Origin of the sequence: Janthinobacterium aestuarii, from assembly GCF_046113285.1 — a bacterium.
Classification (GTDB): domain Bacteria; phylum Pseudomonadota; class Gammaproteobacteria; order Burkholderiales; family Burkholderiaceae_D; genus Janthinobacterium.
Window position 1 is genome coordinate 1993653 of record NZ_CP142524.1, and the last position, 24113, is coordinate 2017765.

A 24113-nucleotide genomic window follows, 5' to 3' on the forward strand; every position below is an offset into this window, starting at 1 on the left:
ATCGCGGCCATTTTCAGCTATATTGATTTCCTTTAGGTACATAACCTCACGGAGCATCGATGTCACTCAACCCCTTCCCGCCGCTACGCCGCGGCTTTGGCGCATTCTGGCGCGCGCTGGACGCCACCCGCCGCGCGGTCATCAACCTGATTTTCCTGCTGATCGTCATCGCCATCCTGATCGCCATCTTTGGCGGCGGCGCCAAGCCCCTGGCGGACAAGACCACCCTGGTACTCGACTTGCAAGGCCCGCTGGTCGAGGAAACCCCGGGCGGCGTGCGCGAAGCCGTGCTGGCCAATGTCAGCGGCGAAGTCAAGAAAAGCGTGCAGCTGCGCGACGTGCTGGCCGTGCTCGACACGGCCGGCAAGGACAAGAACATCGGTTCCATGGTGATCCTGCTCGACGAACTGCAGGGCGGCGGCCTGGCGTCGCTGCGCGAAGTGGCGGCCGGCGTGGAGCGTTTCCGTGCCACGGGCAAGAAAGTGACGGCCTGGGGTTCGAGCTACAACCAGCGCCAGTACCTGGTGGCGGCCAAGGCCGACGAGGTATTTCTGCACCCGATGGGCGGCGTCATGCTGGAAGGCTTTGGCCGCTACCGCAATTACTACCGCGACGCGCTCGACAAGGTGGGCGTGACGGTCAACCTGCTGAAGGTCGGTACGTATAAAAGCGCGGCCGAGCCTTTCATCGCCAACGGCCCGTCCGAAGCGGCGGCTGAAGCGGACCGTTACCTGAACAACGGCCTGTGGACCACCTACACGACGGATGTGGAAAAGGCGCGCAAGCTGCCGGCCGGCGCCATCATGCAAACGATCGACAACCTGCCAGCCTTGATGACGGCTGCCGGTGGCGACATTGCCAAGCTGTCGCTCAATGGAAAACTGGTCGACGGCCTGAAAACGCGCGATGAGCTGCGTCAGTTCATGATGGCGCGCGGCGCCAAGAACACGGAAGGCACGAACTTCCGCCAGGTGAACTACACCGACTACCTGGCGCGTCTGCGCCCCGTGCACATCGGCGACGCCGTCGGCGTGGTCATCGCCTCGGGCGAGATCGGCGACGGTATCGCGCCGCCGGGCGCCATCGGCGGCTTGTCGACCTCGCGCCTGATCCGCCAGGCGCGCGAAGACAAGTCGATCAAGGCCGTCGTGCTGCGCGTCGATTCGCCGGGCGGCAGCGCCTTCGGCTCGGAACTGATCCGCCGCGAACTGGAACTGACGCGCGCCGCCGGCAAGCCGGTGGTCGTCTCGATGGGCAACGTGGCCGCTTCGGGCGGCTACTGGATCAGCACCTCGTCGGACGAAGTGATCGCCGACGCGGCCACCATCACGGGTTCCATCGGCGTGTTCGCGATTCTGCCGACGGCCGACAAGGTGGTGGAAAAGCTGGGCATCCACACGGCCGGTTCGCCGACCACCTGGCTGGCCGACGCGGGCAACCCCTTGCGTCCGCTCGATCCCCGCTTCGCCGAAGTGATCCAGGGTTCGATCAACCACGTGTATGGCGACTTCCTGAACCTGGCGGCCAAGGCGCGCAAGACGACGCCGGAAAAGATCGATGCAGTGGCGCAGGGCCGCGTCTGGACGGGCTTGCAGGCGAAAGAGCGCAACCTGGTCGACCGCATCGGCAGCTATGGCGATGCGCTGGCCTCGGCCGCCAAGCGCGCCAATCTGGGCGCCGACTACCGCGTGACCTACCTGGAACAGGAAACGTCGAACGTCGATCGCCTGATCGGCATGTTCGGTTCCAAGGCCATGGCCTCGCTGGGGCTGGGCGAACACGTGAAACTGGGCCTGGCCGGCACGGGCTTGCCGGCCGACGCGGCGCTGGGCATGGCGCAGGACCTCTCCTGGCTGTCGGGCATCACGCGCGAGCGCAAACCGTTCATGGCGCTTACGCACTGCCTGTGCGAGGTGCCTTTGGGCGGCAAGTAAGGTCAGGCCTTACACGGCAATATAGATGACATCCCCAAGCCGGCTTCGCCCGGCTTGTTTTCCTTGAGGAGCAGACTATGGCAAGCGACATGAGTGCACCCACGGGTATCACCATCCGCCCTTGCATCAAGGGCGATGAACAGGCGCTGGCGCTGGTGGGACAGGCCACCTTCCTGGAAGCGTTCGCCGGCATCCTCGATGGCGCCGACGTCATCGCCCATTGCCAGCGCCAGCATGACGCGCAGCTGTACCGCGACTGGCTGGCGCTGCCGGCCATACGTTTATGGCTGGCCGAGGCCATGCCCGGCGGCGCACCCGTCGGTTATCTGGTGCTCAGTCCTGCCAGCCTGCCGGTGGCGGACCCGCGTCCGGACGACGTGGAAATCAAGCGCATCTACCTGCTGCACCGCTTCCAGGGCCAGCGCGTGGGCCAGCGCCTGATGCAGGCGGCGCTGAGCCAAGCGCGCGCCGGCGGGGCAGGGCGCGTGCTGCTGGGCGTGTATGCGGAAAACCACGACGCGCTGGCGTTCTATGCGCGCTGCGGCTTTGCCCAGGTGGGCCGGCGCACCTTCCGCGTGGGCCGCACCGACTACCAGGATGTCATCCTCGGCATGACCTTGTAAATTCAGGTAAAGAATCGCCGCCGTCTGTGACCACTTGATCCCCGCGCGGCGCCGGGTCAAGGCGGCTGGCGGGAGATTTGTAGCGAGTTTGTATCTGCATGCGAGTCGCCCGCGTCTGGCGCACGCCGGGCGATGACGCCCCGCAAGCCTGATTTTTCCACCGTTACCCCACAGGGTCGGCCCGCCTGCCGGCCCGCCTGGTCCTCCCATGCCTGCCAGGCTGTGTGTAATTGTTTCAAGTAGAAATGAAACAGTTACATGACTATGCTAGAGTCGTTTCACGCTGGAGAGCGATGTTTTTTCAGCTGATTTTCAGCTCTTGACTCCCCGGCTGAGTACCGAAACAACCCCGAAAAACGGTCGTCCGGCCTGAGTGTGTTCCACCTCGGCCGGCGCCACAGAATCGCCGTGCCAGCGGCCACTACAAGGATAAGCGATGGATTCGCAGACAACACCCCATACCCCGCGGCGCAGCCGCCGTTCGAAAATCGTCGGCACGGTCATCGCGCTGGCCGTGATGGCGGCGCTGGGGGGCGGTGCCTGGTATCTGACCCATTCCGGCGCCAGCGCCCAGGGCGGTGCCGGCGGTCCCGGTGGCCCGGGCGGACCCGGCGGGCCTGGCGGACGCCGCGGCGCTCCCTCGACCACCGTCGGCGTGGCCACGGCCGTCAAGTCCGACCTGCCCGTGGTGCTCGATGCGCTGGGCACGGTGACGGCCGCATCCACCGTGACGGTGCGCCCGCAAGTGTCGGGCATTTTGAAGGAATTGAAATTCAAGGAAGGCGGCATGGTCAAGGCGGGCCAGGTGGTGGCGCAGATCGATCCGGCCCAGTTCGAGATGGCGCTGATGCAGGCCACGGGCCAGCGCCAGCGCGATGAAGCGCAGCTGGAAAACGCGCGCCTGACCCTGAAACGCTATCAAACCCTGCTGGGCCAGGATTCCATCGCGCGCCAGGACGTCGACACGCAGGCCGCATTGGTCAAGCAGCTGGAAGGCACTGTCATGACGGACCGCGCGTCCGAAGGCACGGCCAGGCTGAACCTCGGCTACACCAAGGTGGTATCGCCGATCAGCGGCCGTGCGGGCCTGAAGGTGGTCGATATCGGCAACCTGGTGAGCACCAGCGACACGGGCGGCGTGGTGGTGGTGACGCAGCTCTCGCCCATCGACGTGGAATTCTCCGTGCCGCAGGATAAGGTGCAGACCATCCAGGAGCGCCTGAATGGCGGCTCGGCCCTGGCGGCGCTGGCGCTGGACCGCACGCGCACGCATACGCTGGACAAGGGCAGCTTGACGGCGCTCGACAACCAGGTCGACGTGCAGACGGGCACCGTGCGCGCCAAGGCCCGCTACACGAACGACAAGATGGCCTTGTTCCCCAGCCAGTTCGTCAACGTGCGTCTGGAACTGGGCAACATCACGGGCGCCGTGCTGGTGCCCGTCACGGCTTTGCGTCACAGTAACAACGGCGACTTCGTGTATGTGCTCAAGGCCGACAAGACCGTCACCGTGCGCATGGTCACGCGGGGCCAGGCCACCACCGACATGGTGGAAATCCGCGCCGGCCTGGAAGCGGGAGAGCAAGTCATTACGGAAGGCGCCGACCGCCTGAAGGAAGGCGCGAAGGTCATGCTGGCGGGCGACAAGCCGGCCATGGGCGGCGCAGGTGCTGCCGGCGCGAACGGCGAACGCCGCCACCGCCGCCAGCATGCTGAGGGCGCGGCCAGCGCTTCGGCCACCGCCTCCGCTCCCGCCAGTGCGCCGGCGACCGCTCCGGCGAAGGGCGCAGCGCAATGAGTCCATCGACGCCGTTCATCCAGCGCCCCGTCGCCACGGCGCTGCTGATGCTGGCCATCGTGCTGGCGGGGCTGGTCGGCTTCAAGTTCCTGCCGCTGGCCGCCTTGCCGCAGGTGGACTTCCCCACCATCCAGGTGCAGACCCTGTACCCGGGCGCCAGTCCCGAAGTCATGGGACAGACGGTGACGGCGCCGCTGGAGCGCCAGTTCGGGCAGATGTCGGGTCTACAGCGCATGAGTTCCACCAGCGCGGCCGGCGTTTCCCTCATCACCCTGCAATTTACCCTGGGCCAGACCCTGGACGTGGCCGAGCAGGAAGTGCAGGCGGCCATCAACGCGGGCGGCTCGCTGCTGCCGACCGACTTGCCGGCGCCGCCCGTGTACGCGAAGATCAACCCGGCCGACGCGCCCGTGCTGACCCTGGCGATTACGTCGGACACGATGCCGCTGACGCAGGTGCAGAACATCGTCAACACGCGTCTGGCGCTGAAGATCAGCCAGGTCAACGGCGTGGGCCTCGTCTCGCTGTCGGGCGGCCAGCGTCCCGCCGTGCGCATCCAGGGCGACACCAAATTGCTGGCCTCGTACGGCCTGGGCCTCGACAGCCTGCGCACGGCCATCGCGGCGGCCAACGTCAACAGCGCCAAGGGCAGTTTCGACGGACCCACGCGCTCGTTTACCATCAACGCCAACGATCAATTGGTGACGGCGGAAGACTACAAGCGCCTGATCATCACGTATAAAAACGGCGCGCCCGTGCGCCTGGCTGACGTGGCGAACGTCGTCGACAGCGCGGAAAACACGCGCCTCGGTGCCTGGTCGGGCAAGCAGCCGGCCATCATTCTGAACGTGCAGCGCCAGCCCGGCGCCAACGTCATCAAGACGGTGGACGCCATCAAGGCCCTGCTGCCCGACCTGCAGGCCAGCCTGCCGGCGGCCATGAAGCTCGACGTGCTGAGCGACCGCACGACGGGCATCCGCGCCTCCGTCGAGCACGTGGAAATGGAACTGCTGTTGTCCGTGCTGCTGGTGGTGCTGGTGATCTTCGCCTTTTTACACAGCCTGCGCGCCACGGTGATCGCCAGCCTGTCCGTGCCGATTTCGCTGATCGGCGCCTGCGGCGTCATGTATTTGCTCGGCTACAGCCTGAACAACCTCTCCTTGATGGCGCTGACCATCGCCACGGGTTTTGTCGTCGATGACGCCATCGTCATGATCGAAAACATCGCCCGCTACATCGAGGAGGGCGAAACGCCGATGGCCGCCGCATTGAAGGGCGCGTCGCAGATCGGCTTTACCATCATCTCGCTGACGGTGTCCCTGATCGCCGTGCTGATTCCCCTGCTGTTCATGGGCGACGTGGTGGGCCGGCTGTTCCGCGAATTTGCCATGACCCTGGCCATCACGATCTTGATTTCCGCCTTGGTGTCGCTGACCCTGGTGCCGATGATGTCGGCGCGCTGGCTGAAAAGCCACGCCGATGAAAAAATCAGCGCCACGGGCCAGCGCATCCAGGCTTTCCTCGACAAGGTCATCCATCAGTACGACCTTGCGCTCGTGTGGGTGCTGAAACGCCAGGGACTGACCCTGCTCGTGGCCCTGGCCACCTTGCTGCTGACCGTCGTCCTGTATATCACCATCCCGAAAGGCCTGTTCCCCACGCAGGACACGGGCCAGCTGCAGGCGCGCATCGAAACCTCGCAAGCCGTCTCGTACGCGCGCATGGCCGCCTTGCAGCAGGCCGCCGCCAGCGCGCTGCTGGAAGACCCCGCTGTCGATACCTTGAGTTCCCTCGTCGGCGTCGATGCGGCCAACAACACCATGCTGCACACGGGCAGCATGCTGATCAACCTGAAGCGTCCGCGCAGCGGCAGCCAGGACGAGATCATGGAACGCCTGCGCAACCGCGTGGCCAAGGTGGCCGGCGTGACCCTGTATCTGCAGCCGACGCAGGATCTGACCATCGATGCGGAATCGGGGCCGACGCAGTACCGCGTCTCGCTCGAAGGGGCCGATACGGCCACCGTCACCGAATGGGCCGGCAAGCTGGCCGCCCGCATGCGCGAGCAATCGCAGCTGCGCAACGTCGTCACGGATGCGGGCGCCACGGGCGCCGCCGTGACGGTCGCCATCGACCGCGACAGCGCCGCGCGCATGTCCGTCACCACGGCCACCGTCGACGACGCCTTGTATAACGCCTTCGGCCAGCGCATCATTTCGACGATTTTCACGGAAACCAACCAGTACCGCGTGATCCTCGAAGCGCAGCCGGGCATCGTCACGACGCCGTCCGACCTGTCGGACCTGCAGGTGCGCACGGGTTCCGGCAAGTCGACGCCGCTGTCCGCCTTTGCCAGCGTCAGCGAAAAACAGGCGCCGCTGCAGATCACGCACGTGGCGCAGTATCCGGCCACGACGCTCGGCTTTGATACGACGCAGGGCGTGGCGCTGGGCAGCGCCGTCGACGCCATCCGCCAGGCGGCGAAAGACATCGCCTTGCCGCCATCGGTGACATTGACCTTCCTCGGCGCGGCCGGCGCGTATGAAAACTCGCTGTCGAACCAGCTGTGGCTCATTCTGGCCGCCGTCGTCTGCGTGTACATCGTGCTGGGCGTGCTGTACGAAAGCTACATCCACCCGCTGACGATCCTGTCGACCCTGCCGTCGGCCGGCGTGGGCGCCCTGCTGGCGCTGATGATTTCCGGGCAAGACTTGGGCGTGATCGGCATCATCGGCATCATCCTGCTGATCGGCATCGTCAAGAAGAACGCCATCATGATGATCGACTTCGCCATCGAGGCCGAGCGCGACGAGGGGAAAAGTCCGCAGGAAGCCATCCACCAGGCGGCGCTGCTGCGTTTCCGTCCCATCCTGATGACGACCCTGGCGGCCCTGTTCGCGGCCGTGCCGCTGATGCTGGGCTGGGGCGAGGGCGCCGAATTGCGCCGTCCGCTGGGCCTGGCCATCTTCGGCGGCCTGATCGTCAGCCAGGTGCTGACCCTGTTTACCACGCCCGTCATCTACCTGGGCTTCGACCGCCTGGGCCAGCGCTTTGCGCGCAAGACGCCCGGGGTGAAGCTGGACAAGCCGGCCGATAACGCGGGGAGCGCCGCGTGAACCTGTCCGAACCGTTCGTCAAGCGTCCCATCGCCACCGTGCTGCTGACCATCGGCATCGCGCTGGCAGGCATCGGCGCCTTCTTCGTGCTGCCCGTCTCGCCGCTGCCGCAGGTCGATTATCCGACCATTTCCGTCAGCGCCAGCCTGCCCGGCGCCAGCCCCGCGACCATGGCCACGTCGGTGGCCACGCCGCTGGAACGGCGCCTGGGCGTGATCTCGGGCGTGAACGAGATGACGTCGTCGTCGGGCACGGGCTCGGCGCGCATCAATTTGCAGTTCGACTTGAACCGCAAGATCGATTCGGCCGCGCGCGAAGTGCAGGCCGCGATTGCCGCCGCGCGCGTGGACTTGCCGGCCACCTTGCGCAGCAATCCCACCTATCGCAAGGCCAATCCGTCCGACGCGCCCGTGATCATCCTGGCGCTGACGTCGAAGACGCGCACGCCGGGCCAGATCTACGATGCCGTGTCGAACCTGGTGCAGCAAAAGGTGGCGCAAGTCAAAGGCGTGGGCGACGTGGAACTGGGCGGCGGTTCGCTGCCCGCCGTGCGCGTGGAACTGCTGCCGTACCAGCTCAATCACTACAGCTTGTCGATGGAGGACGTGCGCGCGGCCATCCAGGCCAGCAACGCCAACCGCCCCAAGGGAGCCATTTCCGGCGACGAGCGCAGCCTGCAGATCTATTCGGGCGCGGCGACGGCTTCGGGCGGGCGCTCAGCAAACGACTACCGCAGCCTGGTCGTGGCCTGGCGCGATGGCGCCGCCATCCGCCTCGACGACGTGGCCGACGTGGTCGACGGCGTGGAAAACACGAATACCCTGGGCCTGTTCAATGGCGACCCGGCCGTCATCGTGCTGATCACGCGCCAGCCCGGTGCCAACGTCATCGCCACGGTGGACGGCGTGCGCGCGCTGCTGCCGCAACTGCAGGCGCAGCTGCCGGGCGACATCAAGCTGCAGGTGGCGTCCGACAGCACCAACTCCATCCGCTCGTCGCTGCACGAAATCGAATTCACCCTGATCCTGTCCATCGTGCTCGTCGTGCTGGTGGTCAGCGCCTTTTTGCGCAGCGTACGCGCCACCATCATCCCGGCCGTGGCCACCATCGTTTCCCTGCTGGGCACCTTCGGCGTGATGTACATGCTGGGTTTCAGCCTGAATAACCTTTCCCTGATGGCGCTCACGGTGGCCACCGGCTTCGTCGTCGATGATGCCATCGTGGTGCTGGAAAATACGCAGCGCCACATCGAGGCCGGCATGGACCGTTTCAAGGCGGCCCTGCTGGGCGCGCGCGAAGTGGGTTTTACCGTGCTGTCGATCAGCCTGTCGCTGGTGGCCGTCTTCATCCCGCTGCTGTTCATGGGCGGGCAGGTGGGACGGCTGTTCCGCGAATTCGCCGTGACCCTGTCGGCCGCCGTGATGATTTCGCTCGTCATCTCGCTGACCACCACGCCGATGATGTGCGCCTGGCTGCTGAAAAGCGGGCAGCAGCACCAGCCGCCAGGCAGAGTGGCGCGCTGGTTCGAGCGCGGTTTCGAGCGCATGCTCAAAGTCTACGAGCACTGCCTGGACTGGGCGCTGTCGAGCGCCGCGCTGGTGATGACGATCCTCGTCTTCGTCGTCGGCCTGAATGTGTACCTGTTCGCGGCCGCGCCCAAGGGCTTTTTCCCGCAGCAGGACACGGGCCAGATCAACGGCGGCATGCGCGCCGACCAGAGCATCTCGTTCCAGGCCATGCAGAGCAAGTTGCGCCAGCTGGTCAACATCATCAAGGACGACCCGGCCGTCGCCACCGTCGTGGGGTTTACGGGCGGCGGACGGGCCGGGGGCGGCTTCATGTTCATCGACTTGAAGCCGGCCTCGCAGCGCACGGACAAGGGGCAAGCCGTGATCGCGCGCCTGCGTCCGCAACTGGCCAAGGTGACGGGCATTTCGCTGTTCCTCAACCCCGTGCAGGATTTGCGCATGGGCGGGCGCTCGAGTAATTCCACCTACCAGTACACCCTGATCAGCGACAACCAGGCGGACCTGAAGAAGTGGGCGGCGAAGCTGGCCGACCAGATGAAGCTGCAGCCGGCCCTGATCGACGTGGACACGGACCAGGCGGAAAACGGCGTGGAAACGTTTGTCAGCATCGACAAGGACCGCGCCACGCAACTGGGCGTGCAAGTCAAGGATATCGACAATGCGCTGTACAACAGTTTCGGCCAGCGCCAGGTGGCGACCATCTACGATGAGCTGAACCAGTACCACGTGATCATGGAAGTGGCGCCCCGCTATGCGCAAAGCCCGGAAGCGCTGCGCTCCGTGTATGTGCCGGCGTCGAATGCGGCGGCCGTCGCTGCCACCAGCACGACGGCGACGGCCAGCACCACCGCTGCGGCGACGGGCGCGGCGACGTCCAACACGACGGCGGCGCGCGACCCGTCCAGCGGCTCGGCCCTGTCCACGACCCTGGCGCACATGGTGCCGCTGTCCTCGTTCAGCAGCTTTGCGGAAAGCGCGACCGCGACCTCGATCAACCACCAGGGCGGCGAGCTGGCCACCACCGTGTCGTTCAATCTGGCCGACGGCTATCCGCTCAGCGACGGGCAGGCCGCCGTGGCCCAGGCGGAGTCGGAAATCGGCATGCCCGTCAACGTGCGCGGCAGTTTCCAGGGCTCGGCCAAGAGCGCGCAGGACAGCAACAAGGAGCAGCCGCTCTTGATCCTGGCGGCCATCGTGGTCATCTACATCGTGCTGGGCATCCTGTACGAAAGCCTGATCCATCCCGTCACCGTGCTGTCGACCTTGCCGTCGGCGGGGGTGGGCGCCGTGCTGGCCTTGCTGCTGTTCCGCATGGAGTTTTCCATCATCGCCCTGATCGGCGTGTTCCTGTTGATCGGTATCGTCAAGAAAAATGCTATATTGATCATCGACTTCGCGCTGGAGGCCGAGCGTTCGCGCGGCTTGAGTGCAGTGGAGGCGGTGCGCGAGGCATGTTTGCTGCGTTTCCGCCCCATTCTGATGACCACCCTGGCGGCGGCGCTTGGCGCCTTGCCGCTGGCGATCGGTTTCGGCGAGGGGTCGGAGCTACGCCAGCCCTTGGGGGTCGCCATCATCGGCGGCCTGATTGCCAGCCAGTTACTCACATTGCTGACCACCCCGGTGGTCTACATCCTGCTCGACAAGCTGCGCACGCGCAGCGCCGACGAGCAGCAATTGAGCCGCATTCCTGGGCCAGATAACCCGAGCACACAATCATGAAGCAAGTAAAACCTATTTCCTCCGCCGTTCCCGCACGCCGCCTGCTGGCTTTGGCCGCAGCAGTTCTCCTTGCCGGCTGCGCCGTCAGCCCCGCGTATGAAACGCCGACGGCCGCCGCGCCGCAAGCGTTCAAGGAGGCGGCCGGCTGGCAACCGGCCGCACCGGCCGACACCCTGGAGCGCGGTCCCTGGTGGACCCTGTTCGGCGACGCGCAGCTGAACCAGCTGGCCGAAGGCATCGACATATCGAACCAGAACGTGGCGGCCGCCATCGCTTCCTACGAGCAGGCGCGCGCGCTGGTGCGCGAACAGCGCGCCTCGCTGTTCCCCACCGTGAACCTGACGGGCAGCGGCGCCCGTTCGGGTGGCGGCGGCGAGCAGCAGACGAACAACAACTTCAAGGCCGCCATCGGCGCCTCGTGGGAACCGGACGTGTGGGGCAAGCTGCGCGCCGGCGTGACGGGGGCCGATGCCAGCGCCAGCGCCAGCGCGGCCGACCTGGCCGCCGCGCGCCTGTCGGCGCAGGGCGAGCTGGCCACCAATTACTTTTCGCTGCGCCAGAGCGATGCGCAGATCGCGCTGCTGAACGCCACCATCGATGGCTACAAGCGCGTGCTCGAGATCACCGGCAACCGTTTTAACTCGGGCATCGCCGCCAAGTCCGACCTGCTGCAGGCACAGACGCAGCTGGCCAATGCGCAGATCGATCTGTCGAGCCAGACGCGCGCGCGCGCCCAGCTCGAACACGCGATCGCCATCCTGTTGGGCCGCGCCCCGTCCGACTTCAGCCTGGCCGTGGCGCCGTGGACCCTGACCGTGCCCGAGGTGCCGCTGGGCGTGCCGTCGACCCTGCTGCAGCGCCGTCCCGACATCGCCGCCGCCGAGCGCAGGGTGGCCGTGGCCAATGAGCAGATCGGCATCGCCCGCTCGGCCTACTATCCGAGCCTGAACCTGACGGGTTCCTACGGTTCCGGCGCCAGCAAGGTGGGCGACCTGTTCAACGCTTCAAGCAGCTTGTGGTCGCTGGGTGTGTCGGCCGCGCAAACGCTGTTCAACGCGGGCGCCACCACGGCCAGCGTGGACGCGGCCAAGGCGGGCCATGAGGCGGCCGTGGCGCGCTACCGCCAGACGGTGCTCAGTGCTTTCGGCGCCGTGGAAGACCAGTTGTCGGCCACGCGCGCGCTGGCCGAGCAGCTGGCCTTGCGCCAGCAGGCGTCGTCGGCCGCCGACCAGGTCGAACAGCAGATGCTGAACCGCTACAACGCGGGCCAGGTCGGCTACACGGACGTGGTGACGGCGCAAGTGACGGCCCTGTCGGCGCGCCGTTCGCTGGTGCAGGCGCAGGCGGACCGCCAGACGACGGCCGTGGCCCTGATCCAGTCGCTGGGCGGCGGCTGGCATGCGCCGCAGGCGCAGTAAGGGGGCGATCAGGTGCAGGCCGGTGCAGGCGAAAACCCCTGCGCCAAATTCGCGTTTTCCTGCGCATCTTGAGTGCTAGAATGCAAGATTATCAATTCCCAGCCTGACGGCCCCGCCGTGGCTGCTTTCTTGCAGACGATGACACGCAGCAAACACAGTAATATGTCCGTTCCCGACGTGGCCACCATCGTTTTCCCCGTGGTGGCCATCGGCGCTTCCGCCGGCGGGCTCGATCCCATCGTCGCTTTCCTGGCGAACGTGCCGCAGGAAAGCGGCATTGCCTATGTGGTGATCCAGCACCTCGATCCCACGCAAAAGGCCATGCTGCCGGAATTGTTGCAGCGCGCCACCAGCATTCCCGTCACGGAAATCACGCACCAGGCGGAGTTGCGGCCCAATCATATCTATGTGATCCCGTCGAATGCCGACCTGGGCCTGGCCAAGGGCCGATTCGTGCTCAGCGAGCCGGTGCAGCTGCGCGGACACCGCCTGCCCATCAATACCTTTTTCGAAAGCCTGGCCAGCGAGCTGGGCGAACTGGCCGTCGGCGTGATTTTTTCCGGCATGGGCAGCGACGGCACGCGCGGCCTGCAGGCGATCAAGCAGGCGGGCGGCCTGACCCTGGCCCAGCATCCCGATACGGCCAAGTTCGACATGATGCCGCAAAGCGCGATTGTCGCCGAAGTGGTGGACCTCGTCGATTTCCCCGACAAGATGCCTGACAAGATCATCACCTATCTGTTCCGCAGCAGTTTCCTCAGCTTGCCGGGGCATGAGCCGAACGGCCGCAATTCGCTGCAGGAAATCGTCGCCCTGCTGTCCGAGCACACGGGCAACAGTTTTACCGACTACAAGATCAACACGGTGCTGCGGCGTATCGAGCGGCGCATGAGTTTGTACCAGATGACGTCGATGGAAGAGTACGTTCCCTACCTGCGCGAGAATCCCGCGGAAATCGACTTGCTGTTCAAGGAATTGTTGATCGGCGTGACGAGCTTTTTCCGCGATCCGAAAGTGTGGGAATACCTGAAGATGGTGGTCGTGCCGCAAATGCTGGCGGCCCACCCGGACGGGCGCGCCTTCAAGGCCTGGGTGCCCGCCTGTTCCACGGGCGAGGAAGCGTATTCGCTGGCCATGGTGTTCCATGAAGTGGTGGCCGGCATCAACCCGCCGTCGAAATACAGCCTGCAGATCTTCGCCACCGATCTGTCGGCCGATGCCATCGACCGCGCGCGCCAGGGGCGCTTTCCGCACAGCATCATCAGCGACGTATCTGCCGAGCGGCTGGAGCGTTTCTTTGTCAATGACAAGCACGGCTACCATGTGAAGAAAGAGATCCGCAACACGATCATCTTCGCCCAGCAAAACATCATTTCGGACCCGCCGTTCACCAAGCTCGACATCCTGTGCTGCCGCAACCTGTTGATCTATCTGAATGCCAAGCTGCAGCAGCGCCTCATTCCCCTGTTTCATTACGCCTTGAACCGCGATGGGATTTTACTGCTGGGCAGCGCCGATACGCCCGGTCATTTTTCCGAGCTGTTTTCGCCGCTGACCACGTCGACCCGGCTGTACCGCCGCCTCGACAATCTGGCGCGCCAGCGCCTGCCCACGTATTTTCCCACCAAGGTATCGTTGGCATCCCCCCCCACACCTAGCGACACGAGAGAAGTCAGCATGACTGGAAAGATTCAAGCCCATGTCGAGCAATTATTGCTCCAGAAATATTCGCCGGCCGCCGCGCTGCTGAACCAGGATGGCGACATTCTTTACATCAACGGCCGCACGGGCGCCTTCCTGGAACCGGCGGCCGGCAAGGCCAACTGGAATATCCATGCCATGGCGCGCGAAGGCTTGCGTTACGAGCTGGCCAGCCTGATCAAGCAGGCGCTGCAAAGCGAAAGCGTGGTACGCCTCAAGGGCCTGGTCGTCAAGGACCACCTGGGGCAATCGCTGGGCGTGGACCTGAGCGCCGAAGCCCTGAGCCAGCCCGAATCCCTGCGCGGCATGGTGTTTGTCACGTTTTCCAGTGCGCCTCTGGTGGCCGAGGCGCGGCGCGGCCGTTCGCCTAACCCCAAGGTGCTGGAGCTGGAACAGCAGCTGGCGCAGGCGCGCAATGAAATCCAGGCCGTGCGCGACGAGATGCAGACCTCGCGCGAGGAATTGAAATCGGCCAACGAAGAATTGCAGTCGACCAATGAAGAGCTGCAGTCGACGAACGAGGAATTGACCACCTCGAAGGAAGAGATGCAGTCGCTCAACGAGGAGTTGTACACGGTCAATGCCGAGCTGCAATCGAAAGTCGATGATTTGTCGCTCGTCAATAGCGACATGAAAAACTTGCTCAACAGCACCGATATCGCCACCATCTTCCTCGACAGCGATTTGCGCATCCGCCGCTTCACGGCGCCGGCCACGCAAATCTACAAATTGATCCAGACGGACTTGCGCCGCCCGCTCAGCGACATCGTCAACGACCTCGATTATCCGGGCCTGGAAGACGATGCGCTCGAAGTGATCCGCAGCCTGGTGTTTTGCGAACGGCAAGTACCGACCAAGAACGGGCGCTGGTACAACGTGCGCATCATGCCGTACCGCACGATCGAAAACGTGATCGATGGCGTGGTCGTGACCTTCATCAACATCACGGAATCGAAGCTGCTGGAAGCCCAGCTGCGCCAGATCCAGTCCGGCGTCGCGGCAGACGGGAAAGCAGGGGAGAGCGCCTCATGAGCGAACCATTCGACGAGGAGAGCGTGCCGGCCCGATTGCGGGAGCAGGCCGAACAACTGGCGGCGCAGCAGCGTCAGCCCGTGCCGCAGTCGAATGAAGAGGTGATACGCCAGCTGCATGAGTTGCAGGTCAGCCAGATCGAGCTGGAAATGCAGAACGCGGCCCTGGCCGAGCTCGAGCAGCTGAAGAATGAATATGAAAGCAGCCGCGACCGTTATGCGCAGCTGTATGAACAGGCGCCCGTCAGCTACTTCTCGCTGGCGCGCGAGGGCGTGATCACGCGTGTCAACGTGGCCGCCTGCGGCTTGCTGCAGCGCGACAAGAACCAGCTGCTGGGGCGGCGCTTCGAGCAATTCGTCGCGCCCCAGGCGCAGGGCGGCTTCCGCCGCTTCCTCGACACCGTCTTTACCTGCGGCGCGCGCCAGGTGCTCGAGGCGCAACTGTTCGAAGGCGAGGCGGGCGGCATGGGCGGCATGGTGCGCATCGAAGCCAATTTCGACGCGGACAGCGCCACGGCGCGCATGCTGGTGACGGACCTGGGCGATGAGCATGCGCGCGAATCGGCCTTGCGGCGCGCCTTCGTCATCCTCGACAGTATCCGCGAAGGCGTGCTGGTGACGGACAGCGCCAACCGCATCATTTCCGTCAACCCCGCCTTCACCACCATCACCGGCTACCAGGCCGAGAAAGCCATCGGACGCGATCCGTCCTTCCTCGGCGGCGGCACGCATTTGCCGCATTTCTATGAAACCATGTGGCGCAGCCTGCACGAGGAAGGCAGCTGGTATGGCGAACTGGTGAACCGGCGCAAGAATGGCGAGCGCTTCGTCGAATCGCTGTCGATCACGCCCATGCGCACGGCCGATGGCGCCATCAGCCATTTTGTCGGCGTGTTTTCCGATATCACCGAACGCAAGCTGGCCGAGGCGGACTTGCGCGAACTGCACCGCGAGCTGGACCAGCGGGTCATCGACCGCACGGCCGAACTGCTGCGGGCCAACCAGCACCTGCAGCTGGAAGTGCACCAGCGCGAGCGGGCGCAGGAAGCCTTGCGCGATGCCGAGCGCTTCTTTCACGCCACCATCGATTCGCTGACGGACCGCGTGCTGGTGCTGGACCAGGCGGGCAGCGTCGTGCATGCGAACCAGGCTTGCCTGGCCTTCGTCGGGCAAAAGCAGCCGCCGCTGCAGTACCTGGAATTTTGCGAGACCGACCCGCGCTGGCAGCGCAGCGCCGGACGCGAGCTGGCCGCCGGCATCCGCTCCGTCATTGCCGGCACTGCCGACACGTTTGCGCTCGAATACGAGTTTGCCACGCGCTCGGGGCCCCGCTGGTCGCAGGCCAGGATCAGCCGTTTCCTCGGCGAAGGGCCGTTGCGCGTGGTGGTGGCGCACACGGACATTACGGAACGCAAGCTGATGGATGGCGCCTTGCGCCAGTCGCACGCGCAGCTGCGCCAGCTTGCCCTGCACCTGGAAACGGCCAAGGAAGACGAGCGCAAGCGCATTTCGCGCGATATCCACGATGAACTGGGGCAAAACCTGCTGGCGCTGCGCATCGATATCTCCATGCTCAGCGCCCGCACCGAGGGTTCCCATCCGCGCTTGCACGGCCGCGTCGGCGCCGTGCTCAGCAACGTCGACACGACCATCAAGAGCGTGCGCGGCATCATCAACGAACTGCGCCCGATGGCGCTGGACCTGGGCTTGCAGGCCGCCATCGAATGGCAGGTGGGCGACTTCCGCAAGCGCAGCGGCGTCGCCTGCCGCCTGCTGATACGCGACGAGGCCCTGTTTGCCGCCATCGGCAGCCAGGCCGAGATCGTGCTGTTCCGCATCGTGCAGGAAGCGCTCAGCAATGTCATGCGCCATGCCCAGGCCAGCCAGGTCGAGATCGAGCTCAGTTCGGATGCCTGCGCCGTGTACGTGACCATCAGCGACAACGGCATCGGCATCACGCCGCAGCAGCAGCGCAAGAAACAGTGTTTTGGCCTGATCGGCATTGCCGAGCGGGTGACGGCGCTGGGCGGGCACTTCGAGGTGGGCTTGCCGGCGTCGGGCGCCGGCTGCCGCCTGGCCCTGCAGATTCCCCTGCAGGGAGTGAGGCAGCCAGCCGCCTGATACAGAAATTGCAATGGGTTAATTTTTGCCGACTCAGGTCCCTTGGACAGGCTATACTTTCGCCTGCTATTTACGGAGGGGCATATCTTGTTCAAAACAATCGTTTTACCAGTCGCCTTGTTGGGCGCGTTCGCCGGCGCACACGCCGACGAAGGGCAGTGGCAACCACACCAGCTGCCACAGCTGAAAGCCGAGCTCAAACGGGTCGGCATCGACATTCCTGCAGAAAAACTCGCCGACCTGAGCAAGCACCCGATGAGCGCCATCGTGTCGCTGGGCGGCTGCTCGGCCGCTTTCGTCTCCGACGCGGGCCTGGTGGTGACGAACCATCACTGCGCCTACGGCGCCGTGCAGCGCAATTCCACGCCGGAACACAATTACATCACCGACGGCTTCCTGGCCAAGACGCGCGCTGGCGAGCTGCCGGGCGGTCCGAACAGCCTCGTGTATGTGACGGACAAGGTGGAGAACGTCAGCGAGCGCGTGCTGAAAGGCTTGACGGCCAACATGAGCGGCCGCGCGCGCCACGAAGCCGTGGAAAAGCGCATCAAGGACCTGATCGCCGAATGCGAGACGGACAAGATGTACCGCTGCTCCGTGCCTGCCTTCCACCGCGGCCTCGAGTACTACCGCATCCGCCAGATGATGATACGCGACGTGCGCCTCGTGTATGCGCCATCGGACAAGATCGGCAACTTCGGCGGCGACACCGACAACTACGAATGGCCGCGCCACACGGGCGATTACTCGTTCCTGCGCGCCTACGTGGGCAAGGATGGCCGTCCGGCCGACCCGTCGCCCGACAACGTCCCCTATAAGTCGAAGGACTTCCTGGTGGTCTCGGCCGAAGGCTTGAAGGCCGGCGACGGCATCTTGCTGGCGGGCTACCCTGGCCGCACCAGCCGCTACAAGCTGCCGGCGGAAATCCGCTTCGCGCGCGATACGGCCTTTCCCCTGAAAGTATCCGAATTGCAAGCTGACCTGGCCGTGATGGCCGCCGCCACGCAGGGCGATGCGGCCGCCGCCGTGCGCTACGCGAGCGTGGTGAAAAGCATCAACAACGTGCTGAAGAAAACCCAGGGCTTGCTCGACGGTTTCGCCCGCAAGGACATCGCCGCCATCAAGGATGGGCAGGATGCGGAGTTCCGCGCCTGGTACGCGAAACAGCCGAACGTGTCGGCCACCCTGCTGGCCGAACTGGACGCGGCGATCGCCAGCGACATGGCCCTGAGCGAAGAGGAGTTCGCCTGGACGGTGGCCACCAACAGCGACCTGCTGAAAAGCGCGCGCACCGTCTACCGTCTGTCGCAAGAGCGCCAGAAGCCGGACGCCGAGCGCGAATCGGGCTTCCAGCAGCGCGACCTGGCCTTCATCAAGGCCCGTCTGGCCCGTTTGGAACAGTCGTATGTCAACAAGGTCGACCAGGCGCGCTTTGAAGCGGGCCTGAAGCGTTACGCCCAGCTGGCGGCGAAGAGCCATCCGCAAGGCCTGGACGCGCTGCTGCCGGCCCCAACGGCCGTGGCGGCCCTGTACCAGCAGACGCAACTGGCTGACACGGCCAAGCGCCTGGCCTGGCTGTACAAGGACCAGGCTGCCGTTGCCCAGTCCGACGACGCTTTCATGCAGCTGGCCGTCAAGCTGTATCCGGTGGAACTGGCGCTGGAAGAGCGCCGCAAGGAAATCGACGGCAACCTGGAACGCGTGATTCCGCAATACATGCAAGCCGTGATCGCGTGGAAGAAATCGCAAGGCAAGCCGGTCTATCCTGACGCCAACTCGACCCTGCGCGTGACCTACGGCACGGTCTCGCCGTACTCGCCGCGCGACGGCATCACCAAGGGGCCGTTCACGACCGTGGAAGGCATCGTCGAGAAAGTCACGGGCAAGGCCCCGTTCGAAGCGCCGCAAGGCTTGATCGACGCCGTCAAGCAAAAACGCTACGGCCAGTTCCGCGACCCGGTGCTGGGTACCGTGCCGGTCAACTTCCTCACCAGCGCGGACACCACGGGCGGCAATTCCGGCTCGGCCGTGATGAACAAGCGCGGCGAACTGATCGGCCTGAACTTCGATTCGACGTATGAATCGATCACCAAGGACTGGTACTTCGACACGGCCATCACGCGCGCCATCCACCTCGACATCCGCTACATGCTGTGGGTGATGAAGGAAGTGGACCACGCGGATAACTTGCTGCAGGAAATGACCATCAAGTATCCGAAAGCTGCCAAAGCCGCGAAGTAATTAGTTTTAGCAAGCGCTGGAACAAAGCCGCATCCGCCCCAGGGCCGATGCGGCTTTTTTGCGTATGGGCAACTGGTTTGAGTTCCATCAATATGCCGGCGTCCACCATGGTTAGCATGGACCAGGGAAACTATGGGATGGAGGCAACATGGATGATGGCGAGCTGGCAGCCGATCTGGCGCGGCTTTTCGGGGCGGACAGGCGAGTCCAGGACAGCCGCTTGCTGCGCATGGATTTTCCGCGCGAGGATGGTCCGCCCGATACCGCGCTGCTGGTCAACAGCTTGCGGGCACACGAGGAAATGTCGCGCGACTTCCGCTTCGACGTCGAACTGCTGTCCGACAATCTCCACGTCCCCCTGACGGTGATGATGGGACGCATGGTCACGATTTCGCTGGTGCGCGATGATGGCAGCTTGCGCTATTTTAATGGTTATGTCGGCGAATTTCGCCTGTTGCGCAGCGATGGCGGTTTCGCGTTCTACCAGATGGTGCTGCAACCCTGGCTGGCGTTGTCCAGGCTGCGCATGGACAACGTCTCGTTCCACGAACGCACGGTCATCGACATCAGCGAAACGACCTTCGAGCATTATGTGCAGCGCGACTGGCAAAACCGGCTGCATGAGGAAAAAGCAATTTTAAGCTGCGCCAACCAGCATAATGAAACCGATTACAACCATCTGCACCGGCGCTGGGAAGACCAGGGTATCCATTACTGGTATGAACATCGCGCCGACGGTCATACGCTGTGTCTGGGCGACAATACCTGGCTGAGCGACAGCATCGATCCAGGCGACGGCCATGCCAGCGAAGCCGACGAGATGGTGTATCGCAGCGGCGCGGGCTCGCTGGAGCGCGACGGCATACGCGATTGGCAGGCAATACGCAAGATCGCTTCAGGCTCGCTCACGCTGGCCAGCTTCAACTACAAGCATCCGTATGCCAGCCGCGCCAGCGGCTATGCGCTGCACCAGCAGGGCGACGTGTTTGCCCATGAACTGTATCAAAACACCGGCTATGGCTATGCCGGCATGGGCGACGGCGAAGCGCTGGCGCAACGCCGCCTGGAGGAGCAGAACTGCCAGGCGCAATACTTCGAAGCTGGCGGCAATCACCGCTGCGCCCAGGCCGGGCGCAGTTTCACGCTGGGCGGACACTTCAGCGCCCAGCAATCCATGCCGGCCAGAGGTGAGGAGGCGCGCCCGGACATCGGCGCGCGCGAATACCTGATCCTGTCCGTCGATCATATCGCCAGCAACAATTACCAGGCAGGCACGGGCGCGAAGTCGCATTATGAAAACCGGTTTAACTGCATCCGCAAGAGCATCCGCTGGTATCCGGGGCGGCACTTCAACAGCACGCCTTGTGCGTTGCCCGGCGTGCAGACGGCGATCGTCACCGGGCCGGCAGGCGAAACCATCCATACCGACGGGCTGGGCCGGGTGAAGGTGCAATTCCACTGGGACCGGCTGGGCAAGTTCGACGCGGGCAGTTCGCCATGGATCCGGGTCATGACGCCATGGGCGGGCCAGGCGTTCGGCCAGATCGCGTTGCCGCGCATCGGCCAGGAAGTGCTGATCCAATTTCTCGACGGCAATATCGACCGTCCCGTCATCGTCGGCGCAGTGTACAACGGCAACCATGCGCCGCCGTGGAATTTGCCGGGGCAACGCATGCTGGGCGGCTGGCGCAGCGCCGAGCTGATGCCTGGCGGCGGCTGCGGCGTGCGCGGTAATCAGTTGGTGCTCGACGACACGCACCAGCGCATCCAGGCGCAACTGAAAAGCGATCATCAGCACAGCCAATTGTCGCTCGGCTGCATCAGCCGCATCGAAGACGCCAGCGGGCGCAAGGATGCGCGTGGCGAGGGCTGGGAACTGGCGTCAGACGCCTGGGGCGTGGCGCGGGCCGGCCGCGGCATGTTGCTGACCACCGAAGCGCGCCCTGGCGCCGCCTTGCATATCAAGAGCATGGATGAAACCTTGCGCCGGCTGGCCGAGGCTGCTGAACGGCACAAGGCGCTTGCCGCCCTGGCGCAGCATTACGGCGCGCAAGAAAGCGCCGCCCAGCAGGGCGCCGCCGCCGATGTGCTCAATGCCCAGCATGCCGGGATCAAGGGCGGTGCCGGCAGTGGCGAAAGCGCATTTCCCGAACTATCCAAGCCGCATCTGGTGCTGGCCAGTCCGGCCGGTATCGAAACGACGAGCGCGCAATCGACGCATATCGCCAGCGCCGAGCACACGGCGCTGACGACCGGGCGCGACCTGTCGCTGGCGGCCGGCGGCGGCCTGTTCGCCAGCATCGGCGCGGCGTTCCGCCTGTTCGTCCACAAGGCGGGCATGAAACTGATCGCCGCAGCCGGCCCGGTGCAGATCGCGGCGCAAACCGATGCGGTCGATATCGTTGCTCACAAGGTGCTGGAATTGATCAGTCAGACCGACTGGGTGCATATTCGCGGCCGCAAAGGCGTGCGTCTGCATGGCGCCAATTGCATGCTTGAAATTAGCGACAAGGTACAGTTTTTTACTGCGTCGCCGACGCTGTTCCATGGAAACCTGGAAACCTTGGCGCCAAAGAACCGGCCGCAGCCGGAGCTGGAACCGCCCGTCGCGCCGGTAGCGGGGCAATTGCAGCATACGATACAGGCCCATGCGGATGGCGGCCAGTACGCCAATGTGCCGTACACGCTGTACAACGGGGAAGCCGAAGTCGAACGCGGCTTGACCGACGAATTCGGCCGCATCCTGATCGCGCATCAGGACGGCACGCCCCGCTACCGTGTCGTCCTTGGCAATGGCGAAGAGTTTTCATTGCAGGCGAGCACACGCTTCGACCCGGACGCGGCGCCGGGCGGCGAACACACGCTGTCGAACCGCGGCTTGCGCGCGTTCGACGACACCAGCGACAGCCGCTGGGTTCAATGATTCACGACACTGACTGGAGAGCGCCATGCCGGAATCGAGCGGCCGCATCGAAACCACCCATATCGACGAAGTCGGACGGACTGCGACCAGTTCGCTCCAGTGGCTGCTGGAAAACCGCAACCTGAAGGGCAAGGCCACTCATCCGATTACGCACAACAACAAGCTGACACTGTTCATTTGCGGACAGGAAGGGTTCGCCGACATCGCCGGCGAGATCGCCAAGGCTAAACATTCGATCGACCTGTGCTGCTGGGGTTTCGACCCGGGCATGGAACTGGTGCGCGGCAACAGCGCCACCTGGCCGCGGGGCGAAACGTTTGGCGACTTGCTGATCGACGCCACCACGCGGCGTCACGTCAGGGTGCGCTTGCTGGTCTGGTATGACCGGATCGGTTCGCCGATAGCGCGCACTATGCCGGGCCATTCGCACGGTACCTCGCCATGGAAAACCGGTGGACAGCGCTTTGATGACATCAGCGCAAAAGCCAGCCTGGCGATGTTGCAGGAGGCAGTCAGGAAAAAACTTGTTTTAAGCAGTGCTTTCAGGGGCGATATCGTCCGGCCCGAGGATATCCCGATGCTGGCGCGTGAAGAATATTGCCACAGCTGGTATGCGGCCGCGTTCCATGGCTTGTTGGGGCGCCTGGAGATTCGTTTGCGGCACGGCGACAGCGCCGCGATCAGCAAGAGTATCGCGACCGAAATCAACCAGCCGCACGGCTTGACGATGGGGGAAATCGAAAAGCCCGGCATGCAATACCTGGGCACGCACCACCAGAAGCCGGTCCTGATCGATTTCGACCATGAAGAGGGCGCCAAGGCCGTCGGTTACGTGATGGGCCTGAACTCGGTGACCGATTATTGGGACACGACGGCCCATCTGCTCGACGATACGCGCCGCGAACAGGGCGGCGTCAACGAGCGGCGCGAGTGTGTGCAGGGAATGGCCGCGGATGGCGGCTTCGCCACCTTGAAGCCCTATCAGGATTACGCCTGCCGCATCGACGGCGGCCGTGCGCTGATCGCGCTCTACAATAATTTCGTGAAGGCGTGGGATCGCGCGATCGACGACCGCACGCGTTCGGCTTCCAAATCCTGTGTCAGCTGGGAGTTGCCATGTGGCAGCCCACCGGCGCGGCTGTTGGATAAGGCCGAGCCAAGCGACTCCACCGTGCAGATCGTCCTGACGCAGCCCGAGGAGCAGGACAAGACGATCAAGGAAACCTATTTTCGCGCCGTGACCCAGGCCAGCCTGGCGGCCGGCTACCTGTACGTGGAAAACCAGTATTTCCAGTATGAAGAATGGGCCCGGCACTTGCTGGCCGAGCGCAAGAAGGTGGTCGCTGCCTGGAAGGCCGGCAGTGTCAAGGCGGGCAAGAGTCTTGAAGACATGCCGGTCATGCACGTATTCATCGTCATTCCCGTGCCGGAGCGCGCGCAAATGGTGCCGCGCACTCACGACACGCTGGCGACACTGGGGCAGCAGTCTGGCATGACGGGGCAAAACACCATGATCGATGACTACAACAAGCAGCCGAAAACCCGGCGTGTCAGAGGCGGATTCGGCATCACCAACGAGGTGGAAGTCAAGTTGCCCTACGTGGTGCAGCATGCCAACGGCATCAACAAACCCGGCGTGATGACGCTCGAAAGCGAATTCGGGCTGAAGGTATCGGTGGCCATGCTCAATGTCAGCGCGTTTGACAAGGACCGCTGGCGCTACCGCGAAATCTACATCCATTCCAAATTGATGCTGGTCGACGACGCGTTCATGACCTTGGGCAGCGCCAACCTGAACCAGCGCAGCATGGCAGTTGACAGCGAAATCAATATCGCCGCCGTCGACCGCCGCGTGGCCCGCGATTTGCGCAAGCGGGTGTGGCGCATGCATAGCGGCGGATTGGTTGATGGAGGGGCGGGACGAAGGCGGAGATTATAGATGCTTACGGGAACTGGGTG

Annotated in this window: 11 protein-coding genes; all 11 read left to right on the forward strand. The window is 64.4% G+C overall.

Going from position 1 to position 24113, the window contains the following annotated elements:
• Positions 1 to 59: 59 nt before the first annotated feature.
• The 11 genes from sppA to OX462_RS09060 all read left to right on the forward strand — a co-directional run bounded on the left by sppA (position 60) and on the right by OX462_RS09060 (position 24093).
• On the forward strand, positions 60 to 1934 hold the full coding sequence (sppA, locus tag OX462_RS09010) for a signal peptide peptidase SppA (protein ID WP_070224056.1): 1875 nt from the start codon (positions 60 to 62) through the stop codon (positions 1932 to 1934).
• Positions 1935 to 2023: 89 nt separating this feature from the next.
• The gene (locus tag OX462_RS09015; protein ID WP_409028219.1) at positions 2024 to 2557 is read left to right on the forward strand and encodes a GNAT family N-acetyltransferase; all 534 of its coding nucleotides are present in this window, start codon (positions 2024 to 2026) and stop codon (positions 2555 to 2557) included.
• A gap of 436 nt (positions 2558 to 2993) precedes the next feature.
• On the forward strand, positions 2994 to 4355 hold the full coding sequence (locus tag OX462_RS09020; RefSeq protein ID WP_070224052.1) for an efflux RND transporter periplasmic adaptor subunit: 1362 nt from the start codon (positions 2994 to 2996) through the stop codon (positions 4353 to 4355).
• Positions 4352 to 7471 carry an efflux RND transporter permease subunit gene (locus OX462_RS09025; protein WP_409028220.1) on the forward strand — a complete coding sequence of 1040 codons (3120 nt, stop codon included), beginning with the start codon at positions 4352 to 4354 and terminating at the stop codon, positions 7469 to 7471. The genes OX462_RS09020 and OX462_RS09025 overlap by 4 nt, the downstream gene beginning before the upstream one ends.
• Positions 7468 to 10719 carry an efflux RND transporter permease subunit gene (locus tag OX462_RS09030; RefSeq protein ID WP_409028221.1) on the forward strand — a complete coding sequence of 1084 codons (3252 nt, stop codon included), beginning with the start codon at positions 7468 to 7470 and terminating at the stop codon, positions 10717 to 10719. Before OX462_RS09025 ends, OX462_RS09030 begins: the two co-directional genes overlap by 4 nt.
• Positions 10716 to 12137, forward strand: coding sequence for an efflux transporter outer membrane subunit (locus OX462_RS09035; protein WP_409028222.1), 1422 nt, complete (start codon positions 10716 to 10718; stop codon positions 12135 to 12137). Before OX462_RS09030 ends, OX462_RS09035 begins: the two co-directional genes overlap by 4 nt.
• Before the next feature lie 138 nt (positions 12138 to 12275).
• Positions 12276 to 14870, forward strand: coding sequence for a chemotaxis protein CheB (locus OX462_RS09040; RefSeq protein ID WP_409028223.1), 2595 nt, complete (start codon positions 12276 to 12278; stop codon positions 14868 to 14870).
• Positions 14867 to 16990, forward strand: a complete 2124-nt coding sequence (locus OX462_RS09045) for a PAS domain-containing sensor histidine kinase (RefSeq protein ID WP_409028224.1) — start codon at positions 14867 to 14869, stop codon at positions 16988 to 16990. Before OX462_RS09040 ends, OX462_RS09045 begins: the two co-directional genes overlap by 4 nt.
• A gap of 87 nt (positions 16991 to 17077) precedes the next feature.
• Positions 17078 to 19231, forward strand: a complete 2154-nt coding sequence (locus tag OX462_RS09050) for a S46 family peptidase (RefSeq protein WP_409028225.1) — start codon at positions 17078 to 17080, stop codon at positions 19229 to 19231.
• A gap of 148 nt (positions 19232 to 19379) precedes the next feature.
• Positions 19380 to 22154 carry a type VI secretion system Vgr family protein gene (locus tag OX462_RS09055; protein ID WP_409028226.1) on the forward strand — a complete coding sequence of 925 codons (2775 nt, stop codon included), beginning with the start codon at positions 19380 to 19382 and terminating at the stop codon, positions 22152 to 22154.
• Between the two features lie 25 nt (positions 22155 to 22179).
• Positions 22180 to 24093 carry a phospholipase D-like domain-containing protein gene (locus tag OX462_RS09060; protein WP_409028227.1) on the forward strand — a complete coding sequence of 638 codons (1914 nt, stop codon included), beginning with the start codon at positions 22180 to 22182 and terminating at the stop codon, positions 24091 to 24093.
• Positions 24094 to 24113 lie beyond the last annotated feature (20 nt).

Coding starts and splice junctions, on each gene's coding strand:
- OX462_RS09015 (WP_409028219.1), top strand. CDS start 2,024: ATGAGTGCACCCACGGGTATCACCATCCGCCCTTGCATCAAGGGCGAT.
- OX462_RS09035 (WP_409028222.1), top strand. CDS start 10,716: ATGAAGCAAGTAAAACCTATTTCCTCCGCCGTTCCCGCACGCCGCCTG.
- OX462_RS09055 (WP_409028226.1), top strand. CDS start 19,380: ATGGATGATGGCGAGCTGGCAGCCGATCTGGCGCGGCTTTTCGGGGCG.
- OX462_RS09045 (WP_409028224.1), top strand. CDS start 14,867: ATGAGCGAACCATTCGACGAGGAGAGCGTGCCGGCCCGATTGCGGGAG.
- OX462_RS09025 (WP_409028220.1), top strand. CDS start 4,352: ATGAGTCCATCGACGCCGTTCATCCAGCGCCCCGTCGCCACGGCGCTG.
- sppA (WP_070224056.1), top strand. CDS start 60: ATGTCACTCAACCCCTTCCCGCCGCTACGCCGCGGCTTTGGCGCATTC.
- OX462_RS09020 (WP_070224052.1), top strand. CDS start 2,994: ATGGATTCGCAGACAACACCCCATACCCCGCGGCGCAGCCGCCGTTCG.
- OX462_RS09040 (WP_409028223.1), top strand. CDS start 12,276: ATGACACGCAGCAAACACAGTAATATGTCCGTTCCCGACGTGGCCACC.
- OX462_RS09060 (WP_409028227.1), top strand. CDS start 22,180: ATGCCGGAATCGAGCGGCCGCATCGAAACCACCCATATCGACGAAGTC.